The 20,088-nt window shown below is 70.7% G+C and carries 15 protein-coding genes and 1 riboswitch; of the genes, 8 read left to right on the plus strand and 7 right to left on the minus strand.

Features of this window, described 5'->3' with window-relative positions; translation table 11 throughout:
- Positions 1-40: 40 nt before the first annotated feature.
- From ACFSOX_RS11945 to ACFSOX_RS11955, 3 genes are all read left to right on the plus strand, one after another.
- The gene (locus ACFSOX_RS11945) at positions 41-1,465 is read left to right on the plus strand and encodes a TIGR03808 family TAT-translocated repetitive protein (RefSeq protein ID WP_378478037.1); all 1,425 of its coding nucleotides are present in this window, start codon (positions 41-43) and stop codon (positions 1,463-1,465) included.
- 343 nt (positions 1,466-1,808) lie between these two features.
- On the plus strand, positions 1,809-2,045 hold the full coding sequence (locus ACFSOX_RS11950; RefSeq protein WP_378478038.1) for a hypothetical protein: 237 nt from the start codon (positions 1,809-1,811) through the stop codon (positions 2,043-2,045).
- Positions 2,046-2,479: 434 nt separating this feature from the next.
- Positions 2,480-5,881, plus strand: coding sequence for an acyl-[ACP]--phospholipid O-acyltransferase (locus ACFSOX_RS11955; protein WP_378478039.1), 3,402 nt, complete (start codon positions 2,480-2,482; stop codon positions 5,879-5,881).
- A gap of 206 nt (positions 5,882-6,087) precedes the next feature.
- Here ACFSOX_RS11955 and ACFSOX_RS11960 read toward each other — a convergent pair whose 3' ends face one another.
- Together ACFSOX_RS11960 and cutA are read right to left on the minus strand one after the other, a co-directional pair.
- On the minus strand, positions 6,088-8,277 hold the full coding sequence (locus tag ACFSOX_RS11960) for a TonB-dependent receptor (RefSeq protein WP_378478040.1): 2,190 nt from the start codon (positions 8,275-8,277) through the stop codon (positions 6,088-6,090).
- 202 nt (positions 8,278-8,479) lie between these two features.
- Positions 8,480-8,687, minus strand: a riboswitch (cobalamin riboswitch).
- A 215-nt stretch (positions 8,688-8,902) separates the two neighbouring features.
- Positions 8,903-9,238, minus strand: coding sequence for a divalent-cation tolerance protein CutA (gene cutA, locus ACFSOX_RS11965; protein WP_378478041.1), 336 nt, complete (start codon positions 9,236-9,238; stop codon positions 8,903-8,905).
- Between the two features lie 89 nt (positions 9,239-9,327).
- Here cutA and ACFSOX_RS11970 point away from each other — a divergent pair, with 89 nt between their 5' ends.
- The 3 genes from ACFSOX_RS11970 (at position 9,328) to ACFSOX_RS11980 (ending at position 11,555) form a co-directional block, all read left to right on the plus strand.
- The gene (locus tag ACFSOX_RS11970; protein ID WP_378478042.1) at positions 9,328-10,110 is read left to right on the plus strand and encodes an NAD kinase; all 783 of its coding nucleotides are present in this window, start codon (positions 9,328-9,330) and stop codon (positions 10,108-10,110) included.
- A gap of 208 nt (positions 10,111-10,318) precedes the next feature.
- A complete protein-coding gene (locus ACFSOX_RS11975; RefSeq protein WP_111358567.1) occupies positions 10,319-10,867 on the plus strand; it encodes a response regulator in 549 nt (182 codons plus the stop codon).
- Between the two features lie 13 nt (positions 10,868-10,880).
- Positions 10,881-11,555, plus strand: coding sequence for an Hpt domain-containing protein (locus tag ACFSOX_RS11980; RefSeq protein ID WP_378478043.1), 675 nt, complete (start codon positions 10,881-10,883; stop codon positions 11,553-11,555).
- Positions 11,556-11,651: 96 nt separating this feature from the next.
- Here the strand turns inward: ACFSOX_RS11980 and ACFSOX_RS11985 are convergent, their stop codons facing one another.
- Positions 11,652-12,818 (minus strand): DUF2336 domain-containing protein, encoded by a 1,167-nt coding sequence (locus ACFSOX_RS11985; protein ID WP_378478044.1) that lies wholly within the window; start codon positions 12,816-12,818, stop codon positions 11,652-11,654.
- A gap of 195 nt (positions 12,819-13,013) precedes the next feature.
- Entirely contained in the window at positions 13,014-14,357 is a 1,344-nt protein-coding gene (locus ACFSOX_RS11990) for a transglycosylase SLT domain-containing protein (protein ID WP_378478045.1), read from the minus strand.
- 150 nt (positions 14,358-14,507) lie between these two features.
- Here ACFSOX_RS11990 and ACFSOX_RS11995 point away from each other — a divergent pair, with 150 nt between their 5' ends.
- Both ACFSOX_RS11995 and ACFSOX_RS12000 read left to right on the plus strand, forming a co-directional pair.
- Positions 14,508-14,993, plus strand: a complete 486-nt coding sequence (locus tag ACFSOX_RS11995) for a MaoC family dehydratase (RefSeq protein ID WP_378478046.1) — start codon at positions 14,508-14,510, stop codon at positions 14,991-14,993.
- Between the two features lie 13 nt (positions 14,994-15,006).
- Complete coding sequence (locus ACFSOX_RS12000) at positions 15,007-15,891, plus strand: HpcH/HpaI aldolase/citrate lyase family protein (protein WP_378478047.1); 885 nt, start codon at positions 15,007-15,009, stop codon at positions 15,889-15,891.
- Between the two features lie 142 nt (positions 15,892-16,033).
- Here ACFSOX_RS12000 and ACFSOX_RS12005 read toward each other — a convergent pair whose 3' ends face one another.
- From ACFSOX_RS12005 to ACFSOX_RS12015, 3 genes are all read right to left on the minus strand, one after another.
- The gene (locus ACFSOX_RS12005) at positions 16,034-16,924 is read right to left on the minus strand and encodes an SMP-30/gluconolactonase/LRE family protein (protein WP_378478048.1); all 891 of its coding nucleotides are present in this window, start codon (positions 16,922-16,924) and stop codon (positions 16,034-16,036) included.
- Between the two features lie 9 nt (positions 16,925-16,933).
- The gene (locus tag ACFSOX_RS12010) at positions 16,934-17,914 is read right to left on the minus strand and encodes a Bug family tripartite tricarboxylate transporter substrate binding protein (RefSeq protein WP_378478049.1); all 981 of its coding nucleotides are present in this window, start codon (positions 17,912-17,914) and stop codon (positions 16,934-16,936) included.
- A 252-nt stretch (positions 17,915-18,166) separates the two neighbouring features.
- Positions 18,167-20,086 carry a hypothetical protein gene (locus tag ACFSOX_RS12015; protein ID WP_378478050.1) on the minus strand — a complete coding sequence of 640 codons (1,920 nt, stop codon included), beginning with the start codon at positions 20,084-20,086 and terminating at the stop codon, positions 18,167-18,169.
- Positions 20,087-20,088: the final 2 nt, after the last annotated feature.

A 20,088-nucleotide genomic window follows, 5' to 3' on the forward strand; every position in this document is an offset into this window, starting at 1 on the left:
CGCTGGCGACAGGCCGGCCCGGTGTGGCTATCCTGACCGCATGCAGCAGCACCCGCCCACCACCGGCCCGACCCGCCGTGCCGTGCTCGGTGGCCTCGTCGGCACGGCCGGCCTGGCCGGAGCGGCCGGAGCGGCCGCGGCCCCCCTGCCCGCCGTCGCCCAGCCGCGCCCACCGCGGGCGGCCGCGAACGGACCGGCGTCGGCCTTCGGCATCGACGCGGCGACGCTGGGGCTGCGGCCCGGCAGCCCGGACGACCAGACGCTCGTCCTCCAGCGCGCCCTCGACCGCACGGCGGCGACCGGCGCGCCGCTGGCGTTCCCGCCCGGCGTCTACAAGGTCGGCGGCGTGCGGCTGCCGGACGGCGCACGGCTCGTCGGCGCGCCCGGCGCGGTGCGGTTCCAGTTCCTCGGCGGCGCCTCGCTGCTGTCGGCCGCCAATGTCGGCCGCGTGTCGCTCGACGGCCTGGTGCTCGACGGCGGCGGCCGGCCGCTGCCGCCCGAGCGCGCGCTCCTCCACTGCGAGCAAGTCGATGCGCTGGCGGTGACCAACTGCACTCTTGTGGGGGCGGACGGCACCGCGCTCTACCTCTACCGCTGCGCCGGGACGATCGCGGACAACCGCGTGACCGACACGACCGACGTGGCGATCCAGACCCGCGACAGCCGTGGCCTGGTGATCGCCCGCAACGTCGTCGCGCGGGCCGGCAACAACGGCATCCAAGTGCTGCGCTTCGAGGCCGGCGAGGACGGCACACTGATCGTCGACAACCGGGTGACGGATATCCGCAACCGGGCCGGCGGCCAGGGCCAGTTCGGCAACGCCATCAACGTGTACCGCGCGAACGGCGTGATCGTGCGGGGCAACCGCATCGCCGACTGCGCCTTCTCGGGGGTGCGCGGCAACTCGGCCTCCAACCTGCAGATCGTCGGCAACACGGTGACCAATGTCGGCGAGACGGCGCTCTACTCGGAGTTCCAGTTCGAGGCCGCCGTGGTGGCGAACAACATCGTCGACGGCGCCCAGATGGGCGTCTCGATCGCCAATTTCGCGAGTGGCGGCCGGATCGCCGTCGTGCAGGGCAACATCCTGCGCAACCTCGCACCCGGAACCGTCAATCCGGACCCCGAGTTCCTGCTCGGCGTCGGCATGTATGTCGAGGCCGACACCACGGCCTCCGGCAACGTGGTCGAGCGCGCGAGCGCGGTCGGCATCGCGGTCGGCTGGGGCTCGTATCTGCGCGACGTGTCCGTCACCGGCAACGTGGTGCGCGATTGCGGCATCGGGGTCGGTGTGACGGTGGTGCCGGGCGCGCGCAGTACGGTGCTGGCAGCCAATGTGATCTCGGGCAGCCGCAGCGGCGCCATCGTCGGGCTCGACCACAAGGTGCCGGTCACGGGCGATCTCGCCACCGGCGGGGCCGAGCGCTATCCGCATCTCTCACTAAGTGGCAATAAGGTTTCGTGAGGCGGCCGGCACGGCCGCCATGCCGGATCCCAATGTGTCGCCCACTGTAAATATCGCCCACCAACTAGTCCGAAGTTGCGATGCGGCATCGAAATTCCACGTTCAACCCTGATTTATTGCTGGCGTCGTCTACAGCTTTTCTGTTAGACTAAAGTCCAAGCTGCAGTCGACTTCGCCTCGGCTGGCAGTCTTTCAAAAACAGGCAAAACACCAAGGGGGGTCTCGGCTATCGCGTCGGCGAAGCGCCGAGATCCGAACTGCGTCGGTGCGGCATCCCCACCCGCAAGCCGAACGCAGGGCATGGTGACACCACCGCCAGGACGACAGGGAGGATTTCGTTATGATGAACGGCGGCTACCTCGATACGCGGGGATCCGACAGGTCGTTGTTCGGCAAGCAGCATTGCCCGCGGTGCGCCTATCTTCTGGTGGCGCCGGACGAGTCTCATCACATCGCCGATCGCGTCGTGCGGCACCTGTGGAGCTGCGAGGCCTGCGGCACCGGTTTCAGCACCTGGGTCAAGTTCCAACCCGAGCTCGGCGAGATGCACTGCGTGCCGCAGTGCGCCGAAGCGGCCTGAGCCGATCCCGTCCGGCGGCCCTTGGTCGCCCGCTCGCACACCGAGCGCAGTCCGGCAGGCCCGCCGTCGGGCCCGGCCTGCCGCTGCGGGCGGCGAGATTAGCGTCGTTCGATCTGGGCCTGTGGTTCCGGCCTCGATCGCGCGTTCGATCGCCTAGTCACCCGTAATTCACCCGTAATTCACCCGTAATTGATTGCTGAATCTCCCGGCCTCGCGCCGTGTTCCGGCAGCTCGGCTGTGCGTGGATCGGCCCGTCGGCGCACGGCCCGGACGCCGGCGCGTGCAGGCCGCGTCGTGCGACGGCGGCCCTAAGGTCGGCCCTGCGGCACGTCCCGGCGGTATTGCTCAAACCCGTGAATCCCGGCTAACTCCACGGCCCGATCAAGTGCCCGGCCTCCCCCGACCGGCGGCCGCGCCATCGCACAGGACCGCCGATGTTCTCGCACCTGATGACCACCAGACGGTTCGCCCCCCTGTTCTGGTGCCAGTTCTTCAGCGCCTTCAACGACAACTTCCTGAAGAACTCGCTGGTCTTCCTGATCCTCTACCGGCTGACCGGCTCGAACTCCGAAGCTCTGATCACGCTCGCCGGCGCCACCCTGATCTTTCCGTTCTTCGTCCTCTCGGCGGTCGGCGGCGAGATCGCCGACCGCTACGACAAGGCGATCGTGGCGCGCTGGCTCAAGCTCGCCGAGATTCCGGTGGCGCTGTTCGCCGTGCTCGGCTTCTGGCTGCACTCGATCGCGCTCCTGTTCGTCGCGCTGTTCCTGGTCGGCGTGATCGCGGCGCTGTTCGGCCCGATCAAGTACGGCATCCTGCCCGACCATCTGGAGCGCTCCGAGCTGCCGGCCGGCAACGCGCTGGTCGAGGGCGCGACCTTCCTGGCGATCCTGCTCGGCACCATCGTGGGCGGGCTGGCCGCCAAGGACGGCGGCGACCCGGCGTCGTTTGCCGGGCTGATGATGATCGTCGCGATCCTGTGCTGGCTCTCGGCCCTGCTGATCCCCAAGACCGGACAGGCGGCACCCAACCTGACGATCGACACCAACATCGTGCGCTCGACCACCCGCCTGATGGGCGAGCTGAAGGCCGAGCGGCGGCTGTGGTGGTCGGCCCTCGTGGTCTCCTGGTTCTGGCTCACCGGTGCCATCGCGCTCTCGCTGATGCCGCCGCTGATCAAGACCACGCTGGGCGCCGCCGAGGAGGTGATCACGGTCTATCTCGCCGTGTTCTCGATCGGCATCGCGGCCGGCTCGGCGCTCGCCGCCTGGCTCGCCGCCGGCCGCATCGTGCTCTTGCCGACCGTGCTGGGCGCCGCGCTGCTCGGCATCCTGTGCATCGATCTCGGCTGGTGGATGTCGGGGGTCGCCAGCCCGGTGCAGGGCCGCGGGATCTCCGAGGTGCTCGGCTCGGTGCGCGGCATTCATGTCGGCTTCGACCTGTTCGGCATGGCGGTCGCCGGCGGACTGTTCATCGTGCCGGCCTTCGCGGCCATGCAGGCCTGGGCCGGCGCCGACCACCGCGCCCGGGTGATCGCCGCCAACAACGTGCTCAACGCCGCCTTCATGGTGGCGGCCGGTCTCGGGGTCGCGCTCCTCCAGCTCGCCGGCCTCGCGCCGGCGACGCTGTTCATGCTGCTCGGCGCCGCCAATCTCGTCGTCGGATGGGCGATCTTCAAGACGCTGCCGACCAATCCGGTGCGCGACTTCCTGTCGACCGTCGCGCGCGCGTTCTTCCGCGCCGAGGTGCACGGGCTCGAGAACATCGACAAGGCCGGGCCGAACGCCATCATCGCGCTCAACCACGTGAGCTTCCTGGACGCGCCCTTCGCGCTCTCGGTGCTGCCCAAGGATCCGGTCTTCGCCATCGACTGCCACATCGCCGAGCGCTGGTGGGTGAAGCCGTTCCTGCGCTTCACCCGCGCCATGCCGATCGACCCGACCAATCCGTGGGGCACCCGCCAGCTCATCCACGCCGTGCAGGGCGGCGACAGCCTGATCATCTTCCCCGAAGGTCGCATCACGGTCACGGGCAGCCTGATGAAGATCTACGACGGTGCCGGCCTGATCGCCGACAAGTCCGGCGCCATGGTGGTCCCGGTGCGCATCAAGGGGCTGGAGCAGACGCCGTTCTCGCGCCTGAAGGACCATCAGGTCCGCCGCCGCTGGTTCCCCAAGATCACGATGACGATCCTGCCCCCGGTGCGGATCACCGTCCCCGAGGAGCTGCGCGGAAAAAAACGCCGCGTCGCTGCCGGCGCGGCACTCTATCGCGTGATGTCGGATCTGATCTTCCGCACCACCGAGATGGACTGCACCGTGTTCGAGGCGATGGTGCATGCCGGCGAGTTCCACGGCATGAGCCGCATCGCCGTCGAGGATCCGGTGTCGGGCGCCCTCACCTACAAGCGCATGCTGGTCGGTGCCGCCGTGCTGGGGCGCAAGCTCTCGGTCCATGCCGGACCGGGCGAGTACATCGGCGTGCTGCTGCCGAACGCCAACGGCGCCGCCGTGACGCTGCTCGGCCTGATGTGGGCGGGCCGCGTGCCGGCGATCCTGAACTTCTCGGCCGGGCCGACCAACATCCGGGCCGCCTGCAAGGCGGCGGGCCTCACGACGGTCGTCACCTCGCGCGCCTTCGTCGAGAAGGGCCGGCTCGACCACGTGATCGCGGCGCTCGCCCCCGACTACCGCATCGTCTATCTGGAAGACGTGCGGCCGACCGTGACGACGCTCGACAAGCTGAAAGGCCTGCGCGAGTTCCGGACGCCCATGGTGGCGCGGCAGCCGTCGGACCCGGCCGCCGTGCTGTTCACGTCGGGCTCGGAGGGCGTGCCGAAGGGTGTGGTGCTGTCGCATCGGAACATCCTGTCGAACGCCGCCCAGGCCAAGGCGATCGTCGACTTCGGCTACTCCGACAAGCTGTTCAACGTCCTGCCGGTGTTCCACGCCTTCGGACTGACGGCGGGCTTCATCCTGCCGCTGGTCAACGGCGTGCACGTCTATCTCTATCCCTCGCCCCTGCACTATCGGCTGGTGCCCGAGCTGGTCTACGCGACCAACGCGACCATCATGTTCGGCACCGACACGTTCCTCAACGGCTACGCCCGCACCGCCAATCCTTATGACTTCCGCTCGCTGCGCTACATCTTCGCCGGCGCCGAGGCCGTGAAGGAGGCGACCCGCAAGACCTACATGGAGAAGTTCGGCGTGCGCATCCTCGAGGGCTACGGCGTCACCGAGGCGGCGCCCGTGATCGCGCTCAACACGCCCATGTTCAACAAGTTCGGCACGGTCGGCCGGCTCTTCCCCGGCATCGAGGCACGACTCGATCCGGTCGAAGGCGTCGACGAGGGCGGTCGGCTCTACATCCGCGGGCCGAACGTGATGGTCGGTTACTTGAAGGTCGACAAGCCCGGCGTCATCGAGCCGCCGCCCGAGGGCTGGCACGACACCGGCGACATCGTGACGATCGACGCGGAGGGCTATGTGGCGATCAAGGGCCGAGCCAAGCGCTTCGCCAAGGTGGGCGGCGAGATGATCTCGCTCGCCGCGGTCGAGACGATCGCGTTCGACCTGTGGCCGGACGCCCTGCACGCCGTCGCGACCGTCCCGGATGCCCGCAAGGGCGAGAAGCTGATCATGGTGACGACCCAGAAGGGCGCGACCCGCTCCGACTTCATCGCCTTCGCGAGGTCACGCGGCGCCTCCGAGATGTTAATTCCGGCCGAGTTCGTCCATGTCGAGAAGATGCCGCTGCTCGGCTCCGGCAAGGTCGACAACCTGACGGTCGTCCAGATGGTGCGCGACCGCGCCAAGCTGGAGGGCGCGGCGTAGCGGCACGCCGGCGCCTCCCGAGACCCTCTCCCTGAGGGAGAGGGTCGGGCGTCCGCGAAGCGGACGACCGGGGTGAGGGTTTACGGCGCCATTTGGCTGGCCTCGGCACCCCCTCACTCGGACTTCGCGCCTTCGGCGCGACCCCCGACCTCTCCCCGCTGGGGAGAGGTGAACCTGTCGGCTGCATGAAGCGTGACGACGGCCTTTTAAAAATTCGCCCCGACACGCAGCACGAAGGTGCGGCCCGGCTGCGGATAGGCGTTGTAGACGCCGTACTTGCTGCCGAAGCCGTCCGGATAGGGGCTGGCGACGGCGTAGTCGAAATAATCCGCGTTCAGCAGGTTCTGCACCGCGACCGACCAGAAATAGCGGTCCCATTCGCCGGCGATCTTGGCGTCGAGGATCGTGTAGGTCGGCGTCATCGGCTGGAGGTTGCGGCTGTCGTTGTCCATGCGGCGCGAGCCGACGAAGCGAACGTCGCCGGTGAACACCAGGCGGTTGTCGAGGATGTTCCACACGACGCCGACGCCCGCGGTGTTGCGCGCGACGAGCGGCACGTCGTTGCCGGCATAGACGCCCTCACGGAACACGGCGCGCGTATAGGCATAGCTGCCCTTGAGCCGCACCGTGTCGGAGACCCGCATGGTCGCCAGCGCCTCGGAGCCGTAGCGCCGGGTCGGATCGAGATTCACGTTGGTGGTGGTGAACGGCGAGTAGAAGATCTCGTCGTTCAGATACATGTCGTAGATGCTCCATTGCAGGGCCATCGGGCCGGCCGTCACCTTCACGCCCGCCTCCCAGTCGCGCGACGTCTGGGTCTTGAGCGCGAAGTTGCTCGGCGTACCCCAGGGCGCGCTGCCGATGCGCTCGTCGACATTCGGCACCCGGAAGCTCTGGGCGGTGCGGCCGAACAACGTGAGCTGCTGATTGAACCGGTGCTCGATGCCGATATGCCAGGCCCGGTTGGTCTGGGTGTCGTCGAGCGGGTTCGCCTGCACGACAGTCGGGAAGCCGAAGTAGAGATAGCCGGGCGCCGCCGCGTTCACGGCGTCGCGCGCCGACAGCGAGGTCCGCTGCACGCGGCCGCCGACCGACACGTCGGTGGTCGAGAACAGCGTGACCGTGTTCATCGTGTAGGCGGCGAGCGAGGTCTGGTCGAGGTCGTACTGATGCAGCGGTGCCGCGCCTTCCATCAGGGCGCGCGGCGACGAATAGTCGGTGTGATAGACGTCGACGCCGGTGAGCGACTTCAGCGGCAGGCCGAACACCGTCGTGTCGACCTTCAGGCGCGGCGTCACCGACGAGGTGACGAGCGAGGACTCGAAATAGGACGTGTCGTAGGCGGAACCGATCTGCCGCCGGCAGCCGGTGTCGAAGACCCCCGTGAAGGTGTCGAGGCAGGAGGGGAAATAGGCCGCCTGCTGCTTGCGGACGCGCACGCCGCCGTCGAGGATCAGCTCGGCTCCCGGCGTCATGTCATAGGTCATGCCCGTGGTCGCGGTCGCCTGCTGCTGGTTGGCGAAGTCCCACGGTGTGTTGGTGCCGCGGCGGTCGCCGGCGAGCTGATTGAGCCCGAGCGTCGGGTCGACGCGGCGCCCGGCCGGCAGGCCGAGCACCTGGTCGCTCGCCGTCGTGTTGAGATAGACGCTGCCCCAGTCGCGGGTGTAGCGGTAATCGGCGCCGGCGTTGGTCTGGTGATACCGGCCGTTGTCGCGATAGCCGTCGGAGCGCACCGCGTTGGCGTAGAGGGCGATCGCGTGCGGCCCGCTCGACGCGAAGGCGGTGCCGCGCCCCTCGACCTGGTCGAACGAGCCCCAGGCGACCTCGGCGCGGGCGCCGTTGGGCCGCCCCGTCGCCTTCTTGGTGACGATGTTGATGACGCCGCCGACGGCACCGTCGCCGTACAGCACGCCGCCGGAGTTGCCGCGCGTCACCTCGATGCGCTCGACCGCGTTGATCGGCACCGAGCCCCAGTCGAAGGTCTGCAGGTCGGGCAGGTCGACGCGGCGTCCGTCGATCAGGATCAGGGTGTTCTGGGCGCCCGTGGCGCCGAAGCCTCGGATGTCGACCGTGGCACGCGCCCCGTTGACGCCGCCGTACAGGTTCGAGACCTGGATGCCGGGCTCGCGTGCCAAGATGCCCGGGATCGTCTGCTCCGGCGAGCGCTCGATCTCCTCGGCCGTGATCACGGTCGTCGACGCGCCCGTGATTCCGAGCGCGCTGCCGGTGCCGCCGAGCCGGGTCGCGGTGACATAGAGGTCGGGGAGCGTCGTCTCGGGCGCCGTCGCCTGCTGGGCTCGCGCCGTGCCTGCGAGCAGCATCGCGGTGCCGCCGAGCAGAATCGCGAGGCCGGCGGCGCGGGCCGCCCTACCGCCGTTTGGATGGTCGTGGGTCATTCCTGTCGTCCTTCGCGAAGGGGTCATGCGGTTGGGGTTGCATGAGCCGACGCGAAAGACGCCCGTCCGGCCACCATGGCCGATCGGTGCCTGAACGCTTCACGAGACGAAGCGTCACGAGACGAACGCGCATCGCGGTCCCCGCGCCGGTCACGGTGTCACCGCTGCGAAAGACCGCTCCGTATGGGGCTTCCCGCCCACCGGTTGGGTGACTGTGCGGGCAGGTCTCCTGGCTCGCGGGTCGTCGCTGCATCCGGCCTTCCCGGTCTCCCAGTGGCCATCACGGATGCGGCTCGCCGCTCACAGTTGCGGGTCCAGCCACGGCTTCGCGATCCTCGCGGATGCGCGTTCCGTGTTCCCTCTTTCCTCCCGGCGGTCGCCCGCCGGGAACCAGCACGCGTGCACTTTCGGGCGCACGCCGCCCGAACGTCAATGGTGCATGACACGACCCGATCGCATTAGGCGCAGGAGTGTTGCACGCCGCCCACACCCGTTGGTCACTCCGGGCGCACCGACGGTGCAATCCCGGAAACCGACCACGATCTCGGTGCATGCCCCCGGATTCCGGGTTCGCGCGCTGAAGCGCGCCCTCGGAACGACCTGACGGCGCGCGGTGGACCGCGGCTCACTCCTCCTCGGCGTCCGTCCTGGTCTCCGCCAGGAGCCAGCCGAGATAGGTCTGATCGACGCTCTCGATCGGCAGCACCAGGATGGCCGGCGTCGCGTAGGAGTGGCGCGCCTTGACGGCCGCCCGCACCGCCTCGGCGCGCGACGCCCGGGTCTTGATCAGCATCACCACCTCCTCGCCGCGCGCGATCGCGCCCTCCCAGCGATAGAGCGAGACCATCCCGGGCAGGATGTTGACGCAGGCGGCGAGCCGCGCCTCGACCAGCGCGCGTCCGGTCTCCTCCGCCTCGACAAGCCCCGGAAAGGTCGTATAGACGAACACCACCCGTTCCATCGCCACTCCTTCGCGTCGGCGGCGGTGCGGCGCCGGTATCGCACGAACCGCCGAACGATCCGCCGCACGATCCGCCGCACGAGCCGCGCATGACCCATCTGCCCGCCGAGATCGAGCGGATCGCCTTCGTGGCGAGCCAGACGCCCGAGGCGACGGCCGCCCTGAATCGGCTCGTCCAGCGCTACGGCAATGTCGATCCGCACGAGGCCGACGTCATCGTCGCGCTCGGCGGCGACGGCCTGATGCTCAAGACCCTGCACGTCTTCATGAGCACCGGCAAGCCGATCTACGGGATGCATCGCGGCACCGTCGGCTTCCTGATGAACGAGTATCACGAGCACGGGCTGAAGGAGCGCCTGCACGACGCCGAGGCGACCGTGATCCACCCTCTCGTGATGCGCGCCCTCGACGTCGACGGCATCGGCCACGAGTACCGTGCCATCAACGAGGTGTCGCTGTTCCGCCAGACCTATCAGGCGGCCCGCCTCGACGTCATCGTCGACGGCAAGACGCGGCTGCGCGAGCTCACCGCCGACGGCATCATGGTGGCGACGCCGGCCGGCTCGACGGCCTACAATCTGTCGACCGGCGGCCCGATCATCCCGATCGGCTCGCCGCTCCTCGCGCTCACCCCGATCAGCCCGTTTCGGCCGCGGCGCTGGCGCGGCGCGCTGCTGCCCGACACCGCCGTGGTGACCATCGAGGTGCTCGAGGCGGACAAGCGCCCGGTCGCCGCCGTCGCCGACCACGACGAGGTGCGCTCGGTCAAGCACGTCGACATCCGGATGGACCACGCGGTCGAGATGCTGATGCTGTTCGACCCCGGCCACAATCTCGACGAGCGCATCTTGCGCGAGCAGTTCAGCCACTGAGGCGATGTGGCCGGTCGTTCCGCGGCGCACCACCCGGATCGGCGCGTCGCGCCGTCCGGGCGCGGGCTCCGGTGCGACTCCGGAATGACGCGCCCTGATCGTGACACGCGAGGCATCCGCCCGCCCGATTAACCTAAACCCTTCCTTAAAGCTTCGCGGGCAGGATCGAGCCTGATCTTTCGGGCATCGTGTCAGTCTCGCGTGAGCCATGGTCCGCATCGACTTCAACCGGCTGCGGTTTCTTCTGATCGACGACAACGCGCACATGCGTCGCATCCTGCGCACGCTGCTGCACGGGTTCGGATCGCGCGAGGTGTACGAGGCGGAGGACGGCGCCGCCGGGCTCGAGGCGTTCACGCATAACATCCCGGACATCGTGATCACCGACTGGGCGATGCCGATCTTCGACGGGCTCGAGCTCACCCAGATGATCCGCCAGCCGGGTGCCAACGCCAACCCGTTCGTGCCGATCATCATGCTGACCGGCCACTCCGAGAAGAAGCGCGTGATGGCCGCGCGGGACTGCGGCGTGACGGAATTTCTGGTCAAGCCGATCTCGGCCAACGCGCTCTATCAGCGCATCTTGACCGTGGTCGTGAATCCGCGTCCCTTCATCAAGACCAAGACCTTCTTCGGCCCCGACCGGCGGCGCCTGGTGAACCCGAACTATGTCGGCGTCGAGCGCCGCAAGGGCACGGCGAAGGCGGAGATCATCCCGCAGCAGGCGCTGCTGGAGCGGGTGAAGATCACCGAGTGAACGGGGTGCCCCGATGACGACCGGGCGACGCGGCGGCAAGGCCGGACAACCGACCGGCAAGACGTCGGCCGGCAGATCCTCGGCCGGCCGATCTTCGGCCGACAAGGCTCCGGACGTGCCGAAGGTCACCAATTACGGCGACCATGCCGTGATCGTGCCGAAGAATCTCCTGCGCAAGGCGTGGGCCCGCAACACCGTGCCCGGCCTGCCCGATCCGGTCGCCGACGCCGAGCGCGCGCTCGCCGCGCTGTCCGGCGAGTTCGCCGGCTGGATGGACAACGAGTGCGAGCGCCTCGACGCCGCCCGCAAGGCCGTCAAGGCGAAGGGCTTCGACGCCGAGACCCGGCAGGCGCTGTATCACGCCGCGCACGACATCAAGGGCCAGGCGGCGACGCTCGGCTTTCCGCGCGCCGCCGCCGCGGCGGCGAGCCTGTGCCGGCTGATCGAGCGGACCATCGACAGCAAGCGCATCCCGCTCGCGCTGGTCGACCAGCATGTCGACGCCGTGCGGGCGATCGTGCGCGAGCACGGCACGGCGCGCGCCGAGGTGCTGGCCGACGCGCTGTCGACGAAGCTTCGCGAGATCGTCGACGAGCACCTGAAGAGCGAGAACGGCGGCCGCCTCCCCGACGACGACGAGGTGATGAGCCCGCCGACCGTGCCGCGCAGCGACGGCCCGCAGTCGTGACGAACCGCAGGGTGGGCATGGCGCAACGCGCCTTGCCCACGCGGTCCTCGTGATCGGCGTGTGACGGCACGGGCAACGCGGTCCGCGTCGCCCGCCCTACGCCGCGAGGCGAATGCGCATCAGGTCCGCGACCAGCTCCTGCTCGAGCTTCTCGCAGGCGATCAGCGCCTCCTCGCGGGCCGCTTCGGCAGCGAAGCGGCGCAACAGCGCGAGCAGCGGCTCGACCTCGCCGATGTCGCACTGGCCGCAGGCGGTGAGCACCCGCTCGACCATGCGGCGATGCAGGCGCGCGGCGCCGTCGAGATCGGGCCCCTCGCGCCACGCCTCGAGCGCGAAGCGGAACGCCGGGAAGGTCGAGCCCGGCAGCCCGGCGCGCGAGAAGATCGCGCGGAAGCCGACGCCGGTGCGGTCGTGGATCAACAGGCGGACGCGTCGCAGCGGCAGGCCGGCGAGCTCGGCCAGCGCCTCCTCGAACAGCGCGATGTTGCCGGAGAGGAGCGCGCGGAGAATGAGCCCGGCGGTGAGCTGACCGCTCGCCCGCAGATGCCGCACCAGCGGCGCGGCGCCCTCCTCGCCGGCGCGCGCGGCGAGCGCCACGGTCGCCTTCTCGCAGGCCTCGCGCGCGACCGTGCGGGCGTGGCCGCCGTCCATCCAGGAGCGGCCCGAGACGAAGGCCGCGAGCGTCGCGGAGAGCCGCGCGATCAGCGCCTGGCGGCACGCGACCGGAAGATCCGGCCGCCCCAGCAGCGCCTCGCGCATCGCGCCGAGATCGCCGAAGCGCTCGACCAGACGGGAAAACGACAGCGGCGCGATCTCGGCCTGCGGGTTCTCGATCAGCACCAGGCAGGCCTCGGGACCGGCCACCTCGGCGATCGCGGCGGCGACGGCGCGCGGCAGCGGCGCGCGGCCGGCGATCGCGGTCTGCACGGTGTCGCCGCCCGTCGCGGCGAGGTCGACCAGCTCGGCGTCGATGAACAAGGGCGACGACGCCAGCACCACGGCGGCGATGTCGGGCCGGTCGTGCGCGAGCAGATGGACGACGGTCGACGGCGCCTCGGCGCTCGGCGCCAGCACACCGGCGAGCGCCCCGCGCACCAACGGCGAGACGTCCTCGGCCAGCATCACCAGCACGCCCTCGACGGCGTCGCGCTCGTCGTCCGGCAGATCGGAATAGAGATAGGCCCGTGCGAGGGCGCTGGTCGCCTCGGCTCGCTCGCCGGCGGGCGCGGTGCGGACCCACTGTAGAAACTGGCGGACGATCATGCTGCTGAACCCGACGCGACCGAGGACGACACGGTGGAGACTGTCAGGACCGGCGTCCCCACGAGAGGCCGACGAGTCCCGCCATGCCCCAGCCTACGGGCGCGCCCTTAACAAAGGGTTCACCATAAATCTTTGTGTTTGTTGCTGATTTGTTAACGGCGCCGGGACGCGACGCGGCGTCCTGCCCGCGGCGCCCTACCCGCGGCGACCGAACAGGCCGCCGGCGTTGGTGCCGGGGGCGGAGAACAGCTCCGACGCGCGGCTCGGGTCGGGGACCGCGAGGGACGCCGGTGCGGCCGTGCTCGCCGCCACCGGGGCCGCCGCGACCGGCATCGGCGCGACGGGAGACGGGGCGACAGGAGACGGGGCGACCGGCGTCACGGCGGCCGGCGTGTAGGCGACGGCCGACGACGCGACCGGGCGCGTGGCCGTCGGGGGCGCGGCGGTCGGGGCCACGGTGACGGGGACGACCGTGATCACGGGGGGCCGCGCCGGCGCGACCGCCGGCGCAGAGGCGGCCGGCGCCGCCGGTGCGTTCGCCGCGTAGGCGGAGCGGGCCATCGCCGCCGGCACGGACGCGACCGTTGCCGGTCCCGTCACGGTGCGGGGTGTCGCCTGAGCGGCGACGCCCGAGAGGGCGGCCGCGACATGTGGGCGGGTCGACCACAGGTCGCTGACGATGTCGGCGACGGCGCCGCGCTCCGGGCCGCTCTGGAACAGGCTGTGGAACAGCGGGCCGGTCGCCACGGTGCGGGACGGCTCCGTCTGCAGGTTCACGGCCTCGGTCGCCGGGACGCGCCGCTCACCGCCCTGTCCGGCCGGTGCGACCGACACGACCGGACCCGACACGACCGGACCCGACGCGCCGGAGCGGCCGGCCGTCGCGCCGGTGGCCGCCATCCCGGCCGTCCCGGCGGCAGCGCGGTCGTAGCGCCCCACCAGATTGCCGTAGACCTGCGCGAAGCTGCGCGCCGTGCCGTCGCGCTCGTAGAAGACCGACGGATTGGCGGCGGCGGCGTTGGGGAAAGCCTCGGCGGCGACGCCGCTCGGATTGCGGCTCGCTTCGGTGATCAGCCGGGCCGCCCCGCCCGGTCCGAGGAAATGCGCGATGTAGAGCTCGCCCTCGTTGGGCGGGCGGCCGATCAGCGCCTCGACCTTCTGCGCGTTGCGCTGCGTGAAGGCGCCCGCCATCGCGGCATTGGCGCCGGCGTCGCCGCGCAGATTCATCACCGCCTGGTGCAGGCTCGGATCCGTCACCTCGTAGCGGCCCGACGCGGTCTTGGTGATGGCGTCGGCATAGTGGCCGAAGCCGAGCGCCGTGCCGGCCTCCTTCAGCATCATCAGCCAAGTCTGGTCGATGAACTGGAACAGGCCGCGCGCCGACGATGTCGTCGACGCGGCGTTAGGGTTGAGGTCCGATTCGACCTTCGCCGTCGCCAGCAGATAGTCGAAGCTGGTGCCGGTCGACTGCGCGGCGCCCCGGATGGCGTCGTTGACGGCCCATCCGGAGGTCGAGGAGCTGGTGCCGGAGACGGGCAAGGTTCAACCTGCGGCGCGGGCGCGAGACGGGAGGAAGGACGACACCGCCGAGGCTGCGCCGGTTATGGTAAACAAAGTATGAATCGCGCGCTGTCGCCCGTTCAGGGCCGGAGACGCGGCACGGAGACGAGCCAGAGGGGAACCAGAGGAATGTCCTGGACGACGGCGGTCCGGCACCCGCGTGGCGGGATGTATTTCGACGATTTCGTCATCGGGGAGGTGGTCGAGCATCGCTACCGGCGGACCGTCACCCAGATGGACAACATGCTGTTCTCCAACATGACGCTGAACCCGCAGCCGCTGCACATCGACCGGCACTTCTGCGAGAACGAGACGCAGTGGGGCCGCCCCCTGATGAACTCGCTGTTCACGCTCGGCCTGATGATCGGCATGTCGGTGTCGGACCTCACGGTCGGCACCACCATCGCCAATCTCGGCATGACCGACGTGGTCTTTCCGCATCCGCTGTTCGAGGGCGACACGCTGCGGGCCCAGACCGAGGTGATCAACAAGCGCGAATCGTCGTCCCGTCCGAACGCTGGAATCGTCGAGTTCCACCACCGCGGCTTCAACCAGAACGACAGGCTGGTCGCCGAATGCCGTCGCCAGGTCTTCATGCTCAAGCGCCCCGCCTGAGGAGACACCCTGCATGCGCTCGCTGCTGTTCGTGCCGGCCGACGCCGAGAAGAAGCTCGCCAAGGCCATGGAGTGCGGAGCCGACGCCGTCATCGTCGACCTCGAGGATTCAATCTCGGCCGACCGCAAGGAGGCGGCCCGCGCGGCGGCGGCCGAGTTCGTCGCCGCGGTGGCGGACTGGCCGTCGCGCCCGCGCATCCTGGTGCGGGTGAACGGGCTCGACACCGGCCTCACCGACCAGGATCTCGACGTCGTCATCAAGGCGCGGCCGGACGGGATCATGCTGCCCAAGGCGGAAGGCGGTCCGGCCGTGATGCATCTCGACGCCAAGCTGGCGGTGCGCGAGGCGGTCGCCGGCCTCTCGGACGGCCACGTCGCCGTCTATGCGATCGCCACCGAGACGGCGCATGCGCTGTTCGTCGCCGGCAGCTATCGCGGCGCGAGTCGCCGTCTCGCCGGCCTCACCTGGGGGGCCGAGGATCTCTCGGTCGATCTCGGCGCCGAGGCGAACCGCGACGCCGACGGCCGCTTCCTCGACGCCTTCCGGCTCGCCCGCACGCTCTGCCTCGCCGCCGCCGCCTCGGCCAAGGTGCAGGCGATCGACACGGTCGCGGTCGACTTCCGCGACGAGGCGAAGCTGTGGCGCGAATGCGAGGAGGCGCGGCGCGACGGCTTCACCGGCAAGATGGCGATCCATCCGGACCAGATCGGTCCGATCAATGCCGTGTTCACGCCCGACCCCGCCCAGGTGGCCAAGGCGAAGGCGATCGTCGCCGCCTTCGCGGCGCAGCCCGGCGCCGGCGTCGTCGGCCTCGACGGCGTCATGTACGACCGCCCGCACCTCGTCCGTGCCCAGGCGCTGCTCGCCCGCGCGAAGGAGATCGACGAGACGGCGTGAGCTCGAGGCTACTGATCGGGTCGCCGTCATTCCGGGGCGCGGCGAAGCCGCGAACCCGGAATCCAGCCACCAGCGAGGTGTTCTCCGCTGGATTCCGGGTCCGGCGCTGCGCACCGTCCCGGAATGACAGCCTTCCACCGTCTCACCCCGGCAGCACGGCCTCCAGAATCTGGCCGCTCTCCGAGTCGGTCATCAGGAGGGTGCGGCCGTCCGGCCGCAGCACCGCGTTGGTGAGGGTGCGGCCGGCGCAGCTCCGGATGCGGAAGAGCGGCTCGCCGAGCCGCGACAGCACCCAGGCGGCGCCGTGTCCGGGATCGCAGACGATCAGCCGCCCGAGCGGGTCGACGACCAGCCCGTCCGGCCCGGAGAGGCCGCCCGGGAGCTGGGCGAAGAGCTGCGTCTTCGCCGCCAGTGCCGCCGGCGCCAGCGGCACCCGCCAGATCTGGCCGGCCCGGGTGAGCGCCAGGAAGGCGTGGGTGCCCTCCAGGTTCACGGCGACGCCGTTCGGCGAGGCCGCGTTGCCGATCAGCCGGTCGAGCCGCTCGTCCGGCCACAGCCGGTAGAGCCGGCCGCTCGGATCGTGCAGCCCTGTCTGGCCCTGGTCGGTGAACAGCACCGACCCGTCGGCGAGCAGCGCGAGGTCGTTGAGACCCTTGAAGCTCTCGCTGTTCACCGTGGTGCAGACCGGATGGATGGTCCCGCTCTCCGGATCGATGCGCAGCAGGCCGCGGCGATAGTCGGCGACCAGGAGGCTCCCGTCCGTCCGCACCTTCATGCCGTTCGGCCAGCCGTCGTATTCGTGCACGAGGCTCCAGCGGCCGGCCCCGTCGACGGCGAAGATGCGGCCATAGGGAATGTCGGTGACGTAGAGGGTGCCGTCCGGCGCCAGGCAGGGCCCTTCGAGGAACGAGTCGATCGCGGCGCCGGGCTTGTTGGCGGCGCCCCACTCGGTCGGCCGGGGCTTTCGGAACGTGTCGGGCAGCCGCGCGAAGACACGGCTCTCGACATCGGCGGGCGGGGCGAACCAGCTCATGGCGACAGCCTATTGCAGCTTGATGTCGGCCGCCTTGGCGATGGCGCTCCAGCGGGCGATCTCCGACTCGATCAGCGCCTGCGCCTCGGCCGGCGTATTGCCGACCGCGTCCATGCCGAGCTCGGCGAGACGCTTCTTGGTCTCGGGCTGCGCCAGGCCGGCGCGGATGTCGCGATTCAGCCGCTCGACGACGGCGGGCGGCGTGCCGGCCGGCACGGCGAAGCCGACCCAGAACTTCATCACCATGCCGGGCAGGCCCGCCTCGGCGGCGGCGGGCACGTCGGGCAGCACCGGCGAGCGGGTCTCGGCGGCGACCATCAGGGGCCGGAGCTGGCCGGACTGGATCAACGGCAGCGCGGTCGGCAGCGAGGTGACCAGCACCTGCACCTGGCCGGCGACCAGGTCTTGGAGCACCGCGCCGGCGCCGCGATACGGCACGTGCACGAGGTCTACGCCGGCGAGGCTCTTGAACAGCTCGCCGCCCATATGGGTGTTGGTGCCGTTGCCGCCCGAGCCGAAGAAGTACTTTCCGGGGTTCGCCTTCAGGAGCGCGATCAGCTCGGCGACCGTGTTGGCCGGCAGCTTCGGGTTGACCACCATCACGTGCGGGTTCTCGACCGCGGTCGTCACCTGCACGAAGCTGGTCTTGGCCTCGAAGGGCAGCGTCGGGATCAGCCCGGCCGCGATCGTGTAGAACATCTCGAGCGTCAGCAGCGTGTGGCCGTCCGGCGCCGCGCGGGCGACCGCGCTCCAGCCGACCACGCCGGCGCCGCCGGTGCGGTTCTCCACCACGGTCGGCACGCCGAGCGGCTGACCGGCCGCCTGGGCGACGATGCGAGCGACCGTGTCGGTCGAGCCGCCGGGGGCGAACGGCACCACGAAGGTCACCGGACGCGCCGACGGAAACGTCTGGGCCGGCGCGGAGCCGGGTGACGACGTGACGGCGATCACGCCGGCCGCGAGAGCGAGCGTGCGGACGATCGACAGCATGGCATTCCCCTGGGCAGTCCTGGACGGGATCTTCGACGAAGACGGCGACGAACGAAAGACTCGGCGCGGTGCCGAAGCGGCACGCGAGCGCCGTGCCGCGGCGGCTGCGACGCGAACGAAAAACCGAAATCTAGAATGTGGCGCGGGCGACGGGACGGCGCCTGCGCAGGGCCTCCGTCAGTATGACGGCACGGTCGTGCCTTGCCAATCGCCACGGCCGGGCCGAGCCTCGGTCGCGCCGGTCGCGGCGTGTCAGTCGAGCGGTGTGTCGAACACCGGCTTGCGCGGCTCGGGCGGGCGAAACCCGGGCGACCGAGGCTGGTGCCGCGTCGGCGGCCCGACGGCGCGGGCCGGCCGGGTGACGCCTGTTCGGCCCGTCGTCGCGATCGGCGGCTCGGGCGGCTCCGGCGCCGCCCTGTCGGCCGGTCCGTCGGGCGTCTGGTCGGGCGTGATGCACCGCCACTCGGCCCGGGTCGCCGGCCCTTCGCCCGGTGGCCCTTCGCTCTGCGGCGTCACGGCCGGGACGGCGAGCTCGCGGCCCGCGCAGGCCGGGCGTTCGGCCGCCTTCGCAGGGTCGAGCGCCGGGGTCGGTCCGGCAACGGCCGGCGGCGAAATAGGCGGCGCCGAACGGGCCGGCGCGGGGCTCGGCATCGGATCCGGTGCCGGGCTCGGCACCGGCGGTACGGCAGACGCCCGCCCCGACATCTCGTCCTGCGGACCCGGAGGCTCGCCCGTCGGCGGCACGGCCGATGGTGGTGTTGCGCCCACCGGGTCGGGAGACGGCCCGGGCGACGGCGGCGCCGGCGAGGCGGCGGGCTCCGGCATTGGCGGCGCGGGCTGCGGCACGGCCGGAGTACCGACGACCGTGTCGGCCGGGGTCGGCGGAGGAGCCGCCGGCAACGCCGCTTCGGCCGGCGACAAGGAGACCGATGGCGGCGAGTCGGGAGGCGACGAGGCTGGTGGCGGAGAGGTCGGTGGCGGAGAGGCCATTGGCGTCGCGGCGACGTCCGGAGTTGCGATGCTCGGCGCTGCGATGGTCGGCGCGGCCGGTCCCTCCGCGTCCTGCCGGAGGAGATGCGCGCCGGCCAGATAGGCGACGACGATCGCGGCCGACCAGGCGGCCGGGCGCCACGGCCCGAGCCCGCGCCCTGCTCCGCCGGACGACCCGGCAGGCGGGGCCGAAGGCGACCCGGTTGTCGCAGGAGACGACCGGCCGGACCAGCCGAACAGCCTCCACCCGCCGCCCGCCGCCGGGCGTGCGTCGGGGCGCGCCGGGGCGCGCGGGCCGATCCCCGTCTGCGCCGCGAAGTCGGCGAGGCTCGGCACCGCCTCGACGTCGCCGGCACACAACGCCGCGAAGGCGCGCGCCGCCGGCCGCAGCGGGCGCAGCCGGTCGAGCGCCGCGATCACGGCCGACTTGCGCGGATCCTCGAAATCGCTCTTGCGGAACAGGAGCCCGTTCTCGACCGCGTGCTCGGCATAGAGCCGCGGCGCCATGATCGCGGTCTGCAGCGCGAGATAGATGGCGATCGCCGAGAAGCGGTCGATATGCGGGCCGAAGACCTGCCGGCGGCGGCCGGGATGCTGATAGTTCTGGTGCCCGCTCTCGACCGCCGGCCGCCCCGCCATGGCCGGGACGAACATGCCGTCGTAGTCGATCAGCCGCAGCCGGTCGGCGACCAGGATGTTGTCGTGCTGCAGGTCGCCGTGGGCGAAGCCCTGCTGCTCGGTCGAGGCCGTGAAGGCGAGGATGTCGGCGGCGATCTTTCGCAGCGCCTCCGGCGTGTCGAGATTGGCGCTCACATAGGTATCGAGCGGGACGCCGTCGGCCCAGTCCATCAGCAGGCCGGGATAGCGCACCCCCTCGATCTGCACGGCCTGCGGCAGATACTCGAAGCCGACGAACTGCCGCGGCGTGCGCTCGGTCAGGAACGCCGCGATCGCGGCGTAGCGGTCGGCGCGGTCGGGCACGTGGCGGGTGAACAGCTTCAGCGCCTTCGGCCGGCCGCTCGGATCCTCCAGCGCGAAGGTCGCGGCGTAGTTGCCGGTGAACAGCACCGGTCGGTTGATGCGCTTCATCCGCCGGAACGTCAGCCCGGCGAGCCGCGGATGCACGAAGGCGCGCTTCGCGACGGCGAGCGAGTAGTCGTTGGCGGTCGGCCACCCAGCCATGG

It is taken from the genome of Rhodoplanes azumiensis (assembly GCF_042682915.1).
GTDB classification, from domain to species: Bacteria; Pseudomonadota; Alphaproteobacteria; order Rhizobiales; family Xanthobacteraceae; genus Rhodoplanes; species Rhodoplanes azumiensis.